The following is a 12,716-nucleotide window of genomic DNA, read 5'->3' as shown; positions in this document are numbered from 1 at the left end:
CCGCCACGAGCGAAGTCATATGAAGCTCTGCGAGAATGGATGCATGGCTCAGCACTCTCACGTTGCAACTCTGCACACCAACCACGGCGACATCGTCATCAACCTCTTCGGTGACCACGCACCCAAGACCGTCAAGAACTTCGTCGGTCTCTCCGACGGAACTCAGGACTGGACGCACCCCGCCACCGGCAAGCCCGGCGAGGGCGCCCTGTACAAGGACGTCATCTTCCACCGCATCATCCCGAACTTCATGATCCAGGGCGGCGACCCGCTCGGTCAGGGTGTGGGTGGCCCCGGCTACAACTTCGACGACGAGATCAATATGGAGCTCAACTTCAACGAGCCCTACATCCTCGCCATGGCCAACGCCGGCCAGCGTCGTAACGCCATCACCGGCAAGGCCGAGGGCACCAACGGCTCGCAGTTCTTCATCACCACCGACCCGACGCCGTGGCTGCAGGGCAAGCACACGATCTTCGGCGAGGTCGCCGATGACGCTTCCAAGAAGGTCGTCGACGCGATCGCCGCGGTGCAGACCGGTGCCGGTGACCGCCCGATCGAGGATGTCGTCCTGCAGTCGGTCGACATCGCCGCCGTCTGATCCACGTCAGTACTGGCTGATCCGGATGACTACGCCTGAGTTCACCAGCAATCGCGAGAACTACTGTTATCGCCATCCGGATCGGCAGAGCTTCGTGCTCTGTCAGCGGTGCATGCGCACCGTCTGTCATGAATGCCAGACCCAGGCGCCGGTCGGCGTCATCTGCCCGGAGTGCATGAAGGCCGAGCGCAAGGGCCGCACCCCGGCGCAGAAGCGTGCGCAGCGTCAGTGGGGCAGCCGTCGCAGCAGCACGATCACGGCCGTGCAGTCCGGCAAACCGATGATGACCTACGCCATCATCGCTGTCACGGGCTTCGTCGGCTTGCTGCAACTGGTGCCGGGCCTGAATGTCACCGCGTGGCTGCAGTTCTGGATCGGTTATCTGCTGCCAGAACTCTCCGGCGCCCCGTTCCAGCCATGGCGTCTGCTGACCGCTGCACTCGTCCACAGCGGCATCTGGCACATCGGCCTCAACATGCTTGCGCTGTGGATGATCGGCCGGAGCCTGGAGCCCATGCTCGGTCGCTGGCGCTTTCTCGCGCTCTACGTGCTGGGCGCGATCGGCGGCTCGGTCGCCGTCGGGCTCATCGCCCCGGGCACCGTCACCGTCGGGGCATCCGGCGCGGTGTTCGCGCTGTTCGGCGCGCTGCTGGTGATCGGGCTCCATCTGGGTGCGAACATGACCGGCCTGTTCGTGCTACTGGGCATCAACCTGGTGATCGGATTCGTTCCCGGTTTCAACATCGCCTGGCAGGCGCACCTCGGCGGCGCTGTCGTCGGCGCGCTGGTCGGCCTCATCGTGCTGCGCACCCGCAAGCGTTCGCAGCGGCGCTGGCAGATCCTGCTGCTGATTGCCGTGGCCCTGGTGCTGCTGGCGCTCGTGTTCCTCGTCGCTCCGCTGATTCTGACTTAACAGCCCAGTTCAGGAGTTGTTAACAGGGTTGTCCACCCCTGTGAATAACAACCGTGTAATTCTCCCCAGGTGTGGATAACTCTGGGGATAACTCTGGGCGACATGCACGAAGGGCCCCCGCACCGCGGAGGCCCTTCGAAGAATCTGGATGCGGCGTCAGCGCCAGCGGGTGGTCATGAGGAAGCCGATCATGGCGATGCCGAGGCCGATGGCCAGGTTCCAGGAGTCGATACCCGGAATTGGGAACTGCATCCCCGAGATGTAGAAGACGAGGATCCACGCGAGGCCCAGCAGCATGAAGCCCAGCATCACCGGTTTGAACCATGCGGCGTTCGGGGCTTGTTCGCCCTCCGCGCGCTCGACGACGGGTTCTTCATTCTTGCGGTCACGTGCCATGGGGTCATTCTACCCATCACAGGCCGATCCATTCTCTTCTCGGGTTCACGTTCATCACCGAGAGATAAGATCACCCCTATGACTGCCTCCGCCGTGCCGCTGACCCGGCGTGATCACCGACGGCGCAGTCGTGCACCACAGGCCACCTTCACCAGCGTTCTCGGCGAACTGCTGCTGACAGCCGGCGTGCTGGTTCTGCTGTTCGTCGCCTGGCAGATGTGGATCGGCGACATCATCATCAGCGCTCAGAGCAACAGCGAGGGCCAAGCGGTCACCCAGGAGTGGGAACAGCTTCCTCCGCCCGAGCCTCCGCCGGTCATCGAAGACGCGACCACCGGTCAGACCTGGTACGAGCCGCCGCTGATGGAGCATCCGGAAAGCGGCGAATACCTCGCGCAGATGCGCATCCCGCGGTTCGGCGACGACTACAACGTGCAGATCGCGGGCGGGACCAGCCGTTCCGTCACCCTCGACAACGGCTGGATCGGCGTCTACAACCAGTCGGTCATGCCCGGACAGGTGGGCAACTTCTCCGTCGCCGGCCACCGCACGACCTGGGGCTTCCCGCTCAACCGCATGGACAAACTGAAGCTGAACGACGCGATCGTCGTCGAAACGCAGGAGGGCTGGTACACATACCGCTTCCGCACGCTCCAGTACGTCCAGCCCGACCAGGTCGACGTGCTCCTGGATGTACCGCAGGTACCCGGGGCCGTCACGGGTGAGCGCTATCTGACGCTGACCGCGTGCTCGCCGCTGTACTCGCTCGCCGAGCGGATCGTCGGCTACGCGGTTTTCGAAGGTTTCCAGCCCCGCGCCGAGGGCGCCCCGGAATCCATGGCATCCGTCGACGAAGTCGCGACCCCGTCGTGGTGAGGAGAATCTGATGTACGCAGCAATCTGGCGCATCCTGCCCGGCCCGTGGTGGCTGCGGGTGCTGATCCTGCTCATCGCGGTAGCCGCAATCCTGTACGGGCTGTTCTTCTACGTGTTCCCCTGGGTGAGCCCGCTCATCACCCCGGGTGAGGTCGACCTGGAGTGAGCGTGCGGGTGCTCGTCGTCGACAACCACGACAGCTTCGTGCACACCCTCGTCGGCTACCTGCACCAGCTCGGTGCCGAGACCGAGATGATCGAGGCGGATGCCGAGACCGCAGCAGGCTTCGCGCGTCTTCTGCCCCGTTTCGATGCGGTGATGCTCTCGCCCGGTCCCGGTCAACCCGAGGATGCCGGCGCCTCCGTAGCCGTTGTGCAGATCGCTGCGGCCGCGCAAACTCCGCTTCTGGGCGTGTGCCTCGGGCATCAGGCGATCGGCGTCGCCTTCGGCACCGCGGTCACCGAGGCCGCGGAGCTCATGCACGGCATGGTCTCTGAGGTCCGCCATGACGGATCCGCCCTGTTCGACGGCATCCCCTCGCCCTTCGATGCCGGGCGCTACCACTCCCTCGCTCTCGCGGCGGACGATCTCGCACCAGAACTGGTCGTCACAGCGCGGACGCGATCAGGCACGGTGATGGCGCTGGCCCACCGCGAATTGCCAATCCGCGGGGTGCAGTTCCACCCGGAGAGCGTGCTCACCCAGCACGGCTACCGGCTGTTGGCCAACTGGCTTGCTGAGGTTGCGATCGCCGGCGGTTCGGCATTCGATGCCGAGCAGGCGTCAGTCGGGCTGAGCGCCCTGCCTGCCCGTCACTCGCAGTAGCGCAGCTCAACCTCTGAGTGCACCGGCACATCGCCCGGCGCCAAAGACATCGTCAGCACCGTATTGGGCGCCTCGTCCTTGTCAGCGTTGCACTCGCCGACAGCTGTCGGCAGCGGCGTGAGTCCCTGAGCTTCGAGCGCCTTTGTGGCGCCGTCGATGGTGTAACCGGTCAGATCCGCCAGCGCGATTCGGCCGCTGGCGACCACAAGATTCACGATCGTTCCCGGGGCGACCTCATCACCCTCCTGCACGTTCTGCGTCTCGAGCACGGTTTCGGCGGCACTGTCGGCATCGTTGCTGGGAATCACATTGCCCAGTTGCAGACCCGCGGCCTCGAGAGCTGCGGAGGCCGCCTGCTGCGACAGTCCGACCAGCGGCGGCACGAGCACCGTTTCCGCACCGGCAGAGACATATAGCGTGATCGTCTGGCCCACCTCGACCGTCTGTTCGGCGGCGGGGTCCGTGCGCACCACATTCCCCTCGGTGATCTCGGAACTCTGCTCGGACACGCTCGTCCACAGCAGGTCGAGGTCTTCGAGGTCGTCCTGTGCGCGCTGGGCGGAGACATCGACCAGATCGGGCACGATGCGCGACGAAGAGGGAATCTGCTCGCCCCGCGGCATCAGCAGAACCCACAGCAGCACCGAGACCAGCAGTACCGCAAGCAGAGCGACACCGGCCCAGATCCAGACCACCGGCGGCCCGGACTGCGTGCGCGCCATCGTCGTGTCGGTGCTGAGCTGACGCAGCGAACGGGCAGTCTCCTGCGCCTGACGCGGCGACGGTCCGTACAACTCGCTGGTCAGCGCGCCCAGCTGCTTCTTGGTGGGCGCCTTGCCGGCCACCGCGCTGTCGAGCGCAGCGCGGAAGCTCGCAGCATCCGGATAGCGCTGATAGGGATCCTTGGCCAGCGCACGAAGAACAATCGGATCGAGCGCGCCGGGTGCGTCTTCATTGACCTCGGTGGGCGGCACCGGCGTCTCACTGACGTGCTGGTAGGCGACCGCCACCGGTGATTCGCCGCGGAACGGCTGACGACCCGTCAGCAGCTCGTAGAGCACGATGCCGGTCGAATACAGGTCGGCGCGGGCATCCACCGGCTCGCCCTTGGCCTGCTCCGGTGAAAAGTACGCGGCCGTCCCGATGATCTGGGTCGTCTCCGCAACGGTCGACGACGAGTCCGAGACCGCGCGCGCAATCCCGAAGTCCATCACCTTGACCTGGCCCTTGTCGGTGACCATCACGTTGCCGGGCTTGATGTCGCGGTGCACGACGCCGGCGCGGTGCGAGTAGTCCAGGGCTTCGAGGATGCCGTCGATGTAGCGGAGGGCATCCTCGGTGGAAACCGGCCCCTCGGCGATGATGTCCTTCAGCTGCCGACCCTGCACGAGCTCCATGACGATGTACGGCTCACTGCCGGGAGCGCCGGCGGTGATGGCACCGTCACCGGCAGAGGTCGGATCGCCCGCGTCGAAAACGCGAACGATCGACGGATGCGACATGCGAGATGCCGACTGCGCCTCTAAGCGGAACCGGGTGCGAAAAGCAGTGTCACGAGCGAGATCCGGGTCAAGAATCTTGATCGCGACCTCGCGACCGAGCGTGATGTCATAGCCGCGGTAGACCTTTGCCATCCCGCCATGGCCGATGAGCTCGTCCACGCGGTAGCGCTCGGCAATGATGCGTGGCTCTGTGGACACTGAAGACTCCCCCTGGGCTGGTGACCTCGATTGCCTAAGGTTACCCTCAGTTGGTCTTGGCGCCGTTTCCGTTCGACTCGTTCTTATCTCCGGCGCCGCCCTCTTCCGGACCGGTGGTCGGCGTCGGGTCCGGCTCCGGCTGGGCGACCGTGACCGTGACCGAGAGGTCATTCGAGTTCGGAGACGTGCGCGGTTCGCCGCCGCCGCTGCAGATGCCGGCGTACGAGACGACCAGCCGCTCTGCATCCTCGGCGACGATCACCTGGACGCTGCGGACGTCCGCCCCGAACGAGGGTCCCGATCCGTCGGCGAATGTCGCCCCCTGCAGGTTCAGGGTGTATCCGGCCACGGTTGTGCCGCTGGGGCAGGAGAACCCGGCACCCCAGGTGATGGTCACGGTCGAGCCCGCTTCGACTTCGCCCGGGTTGCCGTTGATCATCGGAACATCGCTGGGCGCCGTCAGCGGGGTGCGGCCGCTGTAATGGGTGAGGGTGATTGTCTGGTCGACTGCCACGTTGCCGCCCGGGGCGACCTCGTAGACCTTGTTGACGTCTTCATCGGTGCTGGCTGGGTCGCCGGGCACGCAGCTGAAGAGGGTGAACCCGTTCTCGCTGAGTTTCGCGGTCGCCTCATCACAGCTCAGCCCGGTCAGCCCGAGGGAGTCGACGTTGACGCGCGTCGGTGTCGGCGTCGGGGCGGGCGTGCTCGGTTCGGGCTTCGGGGTCTGTGGCGTGGAAGACGAGGGTGCCGGTCCCGGCGTCTCACCCTGATCCATGAGCGCGAAGACCGTGCCGCCGAGCACGATCACCAGCAGCGTGATGAGCGCGATGAGTGGCCAGGTCCAGGGACTGCGCTTCTTCTTCGGGCGCACCTCGTCGTCGCCGCCTGCGGGCAGTTGGGCGGTGGTCGCGAGGATTCGCGTGGCGCCGTCATCTCCCGTGGCCGTGAGCATGCGGGTGGCGTCGTCTGCCGCGACTCCGCCGGAGGCGATCGCCGGAACAGCGATTGCTGCCGAGTTCAGATCGCCGCGGCGCAGAGCCTGCGCCGCACGGGCGACCGTCGCCGAGGAGGAAGGCCGATCTGCCGGCTTCTTCGCGATCATCGCCATGACCAGGTTCTGCACGGGAATCGGCACGGTCGGCGGCAGCGGCGGAGGCTGCTCGTTGATCTGCGCCATCGCGATCGCGACCTGCGATTCGCCCGTGAACGGACGCTTGCCGGCCAAACACTCGTACGCGACGATGCCCAGCGAGTAGGTGTCCGTCGCCGGCGACGCCGGGTGGCCGGAGGCCTGCTCGGGAGAGAGGTACTGCACGGTGCCCATGACCTGCCCGGTGGCGGTCAGCGGTACCTGATCGGCGATTCGGGCGATGCCGAAGTCGGTGATCTTGACGCGCCCATCCGGGGTGATCAACAGGTTTCCCGGCTTGATGTCACGGTGCACGAGACCGGCTGCGTGCGCTGCCTGCAGAGCGGATGCCGTCTGGGCGACGATGTCGAGTGTCTTGTCGGCGCTCAGTGCCCCGTCGCGCTCGAGAATTGTCGACAGCGCTTCACCGGGGACGAGTTCCATGACGAGGAAGGCACTGCCGTTCTCCTCGCCGTAGTCGAACACGCTCGCGATGCCCTCATGGTTGACGAGTGCGGCGTGCCGGGCCTCGGCGCGGAAGCGCTCGAGGAAGCCCGGATCCCCCATGTACTCGTCCTTGAGGATCTTGATGGCGACGGTCCGTCCGATGACGTGATCTGTCGCTTCCCAGACCTCGCCCATCCCACCGATCGCAATACGCGACTGGAGCTCGTATCGACCACCGAACGACACACCCTGCGTCGGCCTCATTTGTAAAGCACCGCCTCAATGACCTTCTTCGCGATCGGGGCGGCGAGCGTGTCGCCGGTTCCCGATTGTCCCATTCCGCCGCCGTTTTCGACGACGACCGCCACAGCGATCTGCGGATCGTTCGCCGGTGCAAAACCGGTGAACCACAGTGTGTACGGATCGTCTGGATTGTGTTCGGCCGTCCCCGTCTTACCGGCGACGTCGATCCCGTCTATTCTTGCACCCGTTGCGGCGCCGTTTGTGACGCTGGCCACCATGGAATCGGTCACATCCTTGGCGACGTCAGCATCTACGGCCCGGCCGAACTCGGTGTTCTCGTACTCACGGACCACCGAGAGGTCGTTGCCGATCACGGCATCCACGAGACGAGGGTTCATCACCACGCCATCGTTGGCGAGGCCGGCGGAGATCATGGCGACCTGCAGCGGCGTCGCGGTGACCGCTCTCTGCCCGAAACCGGTCAGGCCCGTCTGATCGGCGCTGAGGCCACGCGGGTAGCTCGACACCGCTGATGCGAGGGGAGTTTCAAAACTCTGGTTGAACCCGAACTTCTCGGCCGTCTCGAAAATCGCGGCGTTGCCGATCTCGATTGCGAGCTGCGCCATGGGAATGTTGCAGCTGAGGCGGAGCGCCTCGGCGATTGTCACCGTCGCGCCGGGTCCGCAGGTGCCGTTCCAGGCGTTATGCACGGCGGTCGACGTTCCCGGCAGTGTGTAGCTCGCCGGGTTCGGCAGCGTCGACTGCGGGGTCCACTCGCCCGTCTCGTATGCGGCAGCGGCCACCAGCACCTTGAACGTGGACCCTGGCGGGTTGAGTTCGCCGATTGCACGGTTGATGAGCGGGTTCGGCTTCTGGGCATCCAGAGCGTCATAGGCCGCTTCGGCCTGACTGGCACTGTGCACGGCGAGCTGATTCGCGTCGTACCCGGGGCTGGAGACCATCGCGAGGATGCGGCCCGTTGCCGGCTCGATCGCGATGACGGCGCCTTGCAGGTCGCCGAGTGCTTCGAACGCTGCCTGCTGAGCCGGAGCATCCAGAGTCAGTTCGACGCTGAATCCGCGTTGCGGTTGGCCGGAGACGATGCGTTCGATCTCGGCGAAGAAGGCGCCTGCGCCGGTACCGGACAGATCCGCGTTCAGTGCGTTCTCGATGCCCGTGGATGACTGCAATGCTGGGTTGAAGAACCCGGTGACGTCGGACCACATCGCAGAGTCGGCATACATGCGCTGGTAGCGGTACTCGTCCTCAGACGGCACCGAATAGGCGATCGGCGTACCGTCGGCGATGATCGACCCGCGCTGGATCTCGTAGCTGTCCAGCAGTGAGCGGGTGTTGCGGTCGGCCTGGGCGAGGTTCTCGGCCTCGACCACCTGGATCCAGCTGGTCGCCGCGAACAGCGCGAGGAACATGAACAGCATCACGATGCTGAGGCGTCGGAGTTCTTTCGTCATCAGCCGATCACCACCCGGGGTTGGCGGCGAACGCCGTCGGAGATGCGCAGCAGCAGCGCGACGATGAGCCAGTTCGCGACCAGCGACGATCCACCAGCGGCGAGGAAGGGCGTGGTGAGACCGGTCAGCGGGATGACCCGGGTGACGCCGCCGACCATGATGAACACCTGCAGCGCGATCGTGAACGACAGGCCGATCGAGAGCAGCTTGCCGAAGTCATCTTGACCTGCGATACCAATGCGCACACCGCGGCTGACGAACACCATGTACAGGCAGAGGATCGCGAACAGACCAATGAGGCCGAGTTCCTCGCCGAGGCTGGGGATGATGTAGTCGCTCTGGGCGAGAGGGGTGATGTCGGGGCGCCCCTGGCCGAGCCCGGTGCCGATCAGGCCGCCGTGTGCAAGGCCGAAGATGCCCTGCACCAGTTGATATCCGGGGCCCTGCGGGTCGACGATCTCGGGGTCGAAGGCGAAGAGCCAGTTGGTGAAGCGGCCGCGCACGTACGCCAGGATCTGCGTGGCGACGAACACTCCGGCCGCCACAAGCGTCAACCCGATCAGCACCCAGCTGGTCTTGCCGGTGGCGACGTAGAGCATGGCGATGAACATGCCGAAGATGAGCATTCCGGTGCCGAGGTCGCGCTGGAAGACGATGATGCCGAGTGAGATCACCCAGACGACGATGACGGGTCCGAGCTCCCGCATCCGCGGCCAGGTCATCCCGAGGAAGGACTTGCCAACCGAGGTGAGGCTCTCGCGGGTGCGCACCAGATAGCCGGCGAAGAAGATCGCCAGACAGATCTTGGCGATCTCACCGGGCTGGAACGAGAACAGGCCACCGAGCGACACCCAGACATCGGCGTTCGCTTCGGAGACGCCCAGTCCCGGCACGAACGGCAGCAGCAGCAGCAGGATGCCGGCGAGGCCGAACAGGTAGGTGTACCGGAACAGCACCCGGTAGTTGCGCAGCAGAATGACCACGGCGATGGCGCCGCCGAGGGAGATCGCCGTCCAGACCAGCTGCTTCGTCGAGTACGCCGCCCATCCGGTGAGGTGCTCGGCGATGTCGAGACGGTAGATCATCGCGATGCCGAGGCCAGTGAGGAGGGTCGCGATCGGCAGGACGAAAGGATCAGCATCGGATGCCACGAACCGCAGCACGAAGTGCAGGGCGAAGGCGAGAACCGCGAGCCCCCCGCCGATGAACAGGATGAACGGATCGATGAGTTTGAGCGCGCCCAACTGAACCAGCGTGAGTGCTGCACCGCTGATCGCGCAGGCGAACAGCAGCAGCCAGAATTCCCGGTTGCGCTGCGTCTGCGGCATCCGGATCCGCTTCAGGGCTTTGATGACCGCGGTGTCGGCGGCGACGTCGGCGCTCATCCGGCATCCTCCCCGTCAGTCGTGGGTGCGGGCGCAGGCGTGGTCGGTTCCGGGGTCGGCGTGGGGCTGGGCAGGAGCGGTTCGCCGACGACGGCTTCAGCGCCGGCGCGCAGCCGGTCGACGATCGCCATCGCATCGGCGAGCGAGCGTGCGTTGATCGTGCGCTCGACGGAGGCGCGCTGATACGGCGGCAGGTCGGCGAGCAGGATGTGGGTGTCTTCGAGCTCGGTGGACAGCGAGATCGGACCGATGCTCTGCTGCACGCCCTGGAAGATCACCACGCTGTCTTCGTCGGCGCCAATGAAGTAGCGGGTCTGCGTCCAGTTGTAGGCGAGGATGCCCGCCCCGGTGAGAGCGAGCAGGAAGACGATGAGCCCGGCGATCCAGCCGATCCGTCGACGCTTGGCGCGTCGGCGGTCTTCTTCGATGAGCTCCTCGAGGTAATCGTCGTCCGGCTCGAAGTGCGAGGGCTCGTTCGCGGCCTGGCGCACCGGGTGCAGCCAGTTCGTGCGGGCGGCGCGAGCGGCCGGGATGAAAACACCGGAGGGAGTTGCTGCTGCACCGACGATGGTGGCAGGTCCTGAGGAGAGCGGGTGCGCACCGCCGACCTCGACGAGCACGATGGTGACGTTGTCGGGTGCGCCGCCGTCGAGAGCCTGTTTGAGCAGGTTGTCGGCGGTGCGGCCGGGGGGAAGGCCCAGGCGCATGGCCTTGAGGATGTGTACTTCGTCGACGACGCCGGAGAGCCCGTCGGAGCACAGCAGCCAGCGATCGCCTGGAAGCGTCGGCATGACGAAGAGGTCGAGCTCTGGATCGTGGTCCATATCGCTGAGCACGCGCATCAGCACGGAGCGCCGCGGGTGGTAGCGGGCTTCCTCGGGAGTGATGCGGCCGGAGTCAACGAGCCGCTGCACGAAGGTGTGGTCTGCGGTGATCTGGGTCAGCGCATCGTCGCGGTAGAGGTAGATACGTGAGTCGCCGATGTGGCCGATGACGGCGTGATCGTCGACCATGATGATCGCGCTGACGGTGGTGCCGAGGCCGGCGAGTTCCGGGCGCTCTTTGGCCGCACGGATGAGGTCGCCTGCCGCTGTGGTGACGGCGGCCTGCAGGGATGCTTGCGCGTCATCGGTGCTCTCATAGGCCCGGTCGAGGCGTTCGAGGTGCTGGATCGCGATCGTGGATGCGACGTCACCGCCGGCGTGGCCGCCCATGCCATCGGCGACGGCGAAGAGGTTGTCGCCGGAGAAGCCGGAGTCTTGGTTGTTGGAGCGGATCTTCCCGGTGTGGGAGATCGCGGCACTCGAGCCTTCGAACACCATGTCCGCGTCAGGCTCGCAGCTCGAACGTCGTGGCGCCCACCTTGATGGGGTCGCCGATACTGATGGGTGCCGGAGCTCCGCTCACACGCGCTCCGGCGAGGAAGGTGCCGTTCGTGGAGTCGAGGTCCTGGATGATCCAGGTGTCGCCGCGCAGCAGCAGGCGCGCGTGGTGGCTGGAGGTGTAGTCGTCGCGGATGACGAGGCCGGATTCGCTGGAGCGGCCGATGGTCATCGGCTGCGTGCCCAGGGGAAGCTCGAGTCCGGCTTTGGGACCGGAGGTGATGACGAGCTTGGACACGGTGCTGGTGGTGGCAGCTCCCGTGGTGCGCGGCGTCGACTGCGGTCGCGGTGCGACCGGGGCAGGTGCCGAGGCCGGGGCGGGGCCAGCGGGTGCTACTTCGGCGGGAAGCTTTCGCACCTTCACGCCGAACAGGTCGGCGCGCAGCGAGTAGACGACGCCGAACACGAAGAACCACAGCAGCACGAGGAAGCCGATGCGCAGCAGCAGGAGCGTGAGTTCAGGGACATCGCTCATCGATTCACTCCCGACGTGCGATCCATGGTTACGGGGACGATTCTGAAGACGAGGTCGGTGCGACCGATCGTGAGCGTGGTGTCGGTGGGCAGCGGCGCTTCGCGCACCTTGGTGCCGTTGACCTTCGTGCCGTTCGTGGAACCAAGGTCGCGCATCATGGCGCGCTCGCCGTCCCACAGGATTTCGACGTGCTTGCGGCTGGATCCGGCATCCGAAATGGTGATGTCGGCGTCGCTGCCGCGTCCGATGACGGTGCGGGCGCGGGTGAGGGAATGACGATGGCCTTCGACATCGATGACGCCCTGCCAGCTGACGCGGCCCTCGACGGTTCCGGAGTTGACGCGCACGGTGCCGGTGGCGACTTTTTCGTCTTCTTCGAGTGCGATCGAGACGGGGCCGGCGAAGCTGTAGCCCTGTGACTTCGCGTGGGTGTCAAGCAGAGCGTGCAATTCGTCGGTGAGTGCTCCGCCGAGCGCGTGCATCCGGTCGAAGTCGTCGGCGCTCAGGCGCACGACGTAGCTGTTGGGGGCGATGATGCGGTCGCGGCTGACGACGGCGGCCTTGATGTCAGCTTCACGGCGGATGGCCGAGGCGATCTCGACCGGCTGGATGCCGCTGCGGAAGGTCTTGGCGAATGCGCCGTTTACGGCGCGCTCAAGACCTTTCTCAAAGCTGTCAAGTAGTCCCACTGGGCTCCTCTGGCATGGCTGACCGGTAGACACATCGTAGCCAGGTGAGCTGGATGTGTGCCCGCGGGGGGCGTCGCGGCCGCGAAAAACACTTTCCAGCACGAGACAGGGCGTGTGAAGTCTCAGGACATTGGTGACGGTTGTGTCTCAGGACATCGGTAACGCTTCTTGCTGATTTGGTGG

13 protein-coding genes are annotated in these 12,716 nt (G+C 65.7%); 5 read left to right on the top strand and 8 right to left on the bottom strand.

Features of this window, described 5'->3' with window-relative positions; genetic code table 11:
* Positions 1 to 43: 43 nt before the first annotated feature.
* Positions 44 to 601: a peptidylprolyl isomerase gene (locus ACW5CM_RS00065; RefSeq protein WP_438252442.1), complete on the top strand. Its 558-nt coding sequence runs from the start codon at positions 44 to 46 to the stop codon at positions 599 to 601.
* A gap of 25 nt (positions 602 to 626) precedes the next feature.
* Positions 627 to 1,514, top strand: a complete 888-nt coding sequence (locus tag ACW5CM_RS00060) for a rhomboid family intramembrane serine protease (RefSeq protein ID WP_438252443.1) — start codon at positions 627 to 629, stop codon at positions 1,512 to 1,514.
* 156 nt (positions 1,515 to 1,670) lie between these two features.
* On the opposite strand, the gene ACW5CM_RS00055 is transcribed toward ACW5CM_RS00060, so the two are convergent.
* A complete protein-coding gene (locus ACW5CM_RS00055; RefSeq protein WP_438252444.1) occupies positions 1,671 to 1,910 on the bottom strand; it encodes a cell division protein CrgA in 240 nt (79 codons plus the stop codon).
* A 78-nt stretch (positions 1,911 to 1,988) separates the two neighbouring features.
* Between ACW5CM_RS00055 and ACW5CM_RS00050 the strand changes: the two genes are divergently transcribed.
* From ACW5CM_RS00050 to ACW5CM_RS00040, 3 genes are read left to right on the top strand one after another with little or no spacing between them, the layout of a single operon-like run.
* Complete coding sequence (locus tag ACW5CM_RS00050) at positions 1,989 to 2,786, top strand: class E sortase (protein WP_457123736.1); 798 nt, start codon at positions 1,989 to 1,991, stop codon at positions 2,784 to 2,786.
* Positions 2,787 to 2,796: 10 nt separating this feature from the next.
* Complete coding sequence (locus ACW5CM_RS00045) at positions 2,797 to 2,952, top strand: hypothetical protein (protein ID WP_438252446.1); 156 nt, start codon at positions 2,797 to 2,799, stop codon at positions 2,950 to 2,952.
* A gap of 2 nt (positions 2,953 to 2,954) precedes the next feature.
* A complete protein-coding gene (locus tag ACW5CM_RS00040; RefSeq protein WP_457123735.1) occupies positions 2,955 to 3,611 on the top strand; it encodes an anthranilate synthase component II in 657 nt (218 codons plus the stop codon).
* On the opposite strand, the gene pknB is transcribed toward ACW5CM_RS00040, so the two are convergent.
* The 7 genes from pknB to ACW5CM_RS00005 are packed head-to-tail and all read right to left on the bottom strand — an operon-like array spanning position 3,599 to position 12,533.
* Positions 3,599 to 5,311 (bottom strand): Stk1 family PASTA domain-containing Ser/Thr kinase, encoded by a 1,713-nt coding sequence (pknB, locus tag ACW5CM_RS00035; RefSeq protein WP_457123734.1) that lies wholly within the window; start codon positions 5,309 to 5,311, stop codon positions 3,599 to 3,601. The two genes, ACW5CM_RS00040 and pknB, sit on opposite strands and share 13 nt — an antisense overlap.
* 46 nt (positions 5,312 to 5,357) lie before the next feature.
* Positions 5,358 to 7,151: a protein kinase domain-containing protein gene (locus ACW5CM_RS00030; RefSeq protein ID WP_457123733.1), complete on the bottom strand. Its 1,794-nt coding sequence runs from the start codon at positions 7,149 to 7,151 to the stop codon at positions 5,358 to 5,360.
* Positions 7,148 to 8,602, bottom strand: coding sequence for a peptidoglycan D,D-transpeptidase FtsI family protein (locus ACW5CM_RS00025; protein ID WP_457123732.1), 1,455 nt, complete (start codon positions 8,600 to 8,602; stop codon positions 7,148 to 7,150). Before ACW5CM_RS00025 ends, ACW5CM_RS00030 begins: the two co-directional genes overlap by 4 nt.
* On the bottom strand, positions 8,602 to 9,987 hold the full coding sequence (locus ACW5CM_RS00020; protein WP_439255440.1) for an FtsW/RodA/SpoVE family cell cycle protein: 1,386 nt from the start codon (positions 9,985 to 9,987) through the stop codon (positions 8,602 to 8,604). The genes ACW5CM_RS00025 and ACW5CM_RS00020 overlap by 1 nt, the downstream gene beginning before the upstream one ends.
* Positions 9,984 to 11,309 carry a PP2C family protein-serine/threonine phosphatase gene (locus tag ACW5CM_RS00015; protein ID WP_438252453.1) on the bottom strand — a complete coding sequence of 442 codons (1,326 nt, stop codon included), beginning with the start codon at positions 11,307 to 11,309 and terminating at the stop codon, positions 9,984 to 9,986. The genes ACW5CM_RS00020 and ACW5CM_RS00015 overlap by 4 nt, the downstream gene beginning before the upstream one ends.
* A gap of 7 nt (positions 11,310 to 11,316) precedes the next feature.
* Entirely contained in the window at positions 11,317 to 11,844 is a 528-nt protein-coding gene (locus ACW5CM_RS00010; protein WP_457123731.1) for an FHA domain-containing protein FhaB/FipA, read from the bottom strand.
* Positions 11,841 to 12,533 carry an FHA domain-containing protein gene (locus ACW5CM_RS00005; RefSeq protein WP_439255442.1) on the bottom strand — a complete coding sequence of 231 codons (693 nt, stop codon included), beginning with the start codon at positions 12,531 to 12,533 and terminating at the stop codon, positions 11,841 to 11,843. The genes ACW5CM_RS00010 and ACW5CM_RS00005 overlap by 4 nt, the downstream gene beginning before the upstream one ends.
* Between the last annotated feature and the right edge of the window lie 183 nt (positions 12,534 to 12,716).

The organism is Microbacterium wangyouchuni (assembly GCF_054072595.1).
The sequence above is the reverse complement of the archived record's forward strand: the minus strand, read 5'-3'. Positions and strand labels throughout refer to the sequence as shown.

Coding starts and splice junctions, on each gene's coding strand:
- ACW5CM_RS00065 (WP_438252442.1), top strand. CDS start 44: ATGGCTCAGCACTCTCACGTTGCAACTCTGCACACCAACCACGGCGAC.
- ACW5CM_RS00060 (WP_438252443.1), top strand. CDS start 627: ATGACTACGCCTGAGTTCACCAGCAATCGCGAGAACTACTGTTATCGC.
- ACW5CM_RS00055 (WP_438252444.1), bottom strand. CDS start 1,910: ATGGCACGTGACCGCAAGAATGAAGAACCCGTCGTCGAGCGCGCGGAG.
- ACW5CM_RS00050 (WP_457123736.1), top strand. CDS start 1,989: ATGACTGCCTCCGCCGTGCCGCTGACCCGGCGTGATCACCGACGGCGC.
- ACW5CM_RS00045 (WP_438252446.1), top strand. CDS start 2,797: ATGTACGCAGCAATCTGGCGCATCCTGCCCGGCCCGTGGTGGCTGCGG.
- ACW5CM_RS00030 (WP_457123733.1), bottom strand. CDS start 7,151: ATGAGGCCGACGCAGGGTGTGTCGTTCGGTGGTCGATACGAGCTCCAG.
- ACW5CM_RS00025 (WP_457123732.1), bottom strand. CDS start 8,602: ATGACGAAAGAACTCCGACGCCTCAGCATCGTGATGCTGTTCATGTTC.
- ACW5CM_RS00020 (WP_439255440.1), bottom strand. CDS start 9,987: ATGAGCGCCGACGTCGCCGCCGACACCGCGGTCATCAAAGCCCTGAAG.
- ACW5CM_RS00015 (WP_438252453.1), bottom strand. CDS start 11,309: ATGGTGTTCGAAGGCTCGAGTGCCGCGATCTCCCACACCGGGAAGATC.
- ACW5CM_RS00010 (WP_457123731.1), bottom strand. CDS start 11,844: ATGAGCGATGTCCCTGAACTCACGCTCCTGCTGCTGCGCATCGGCTTC.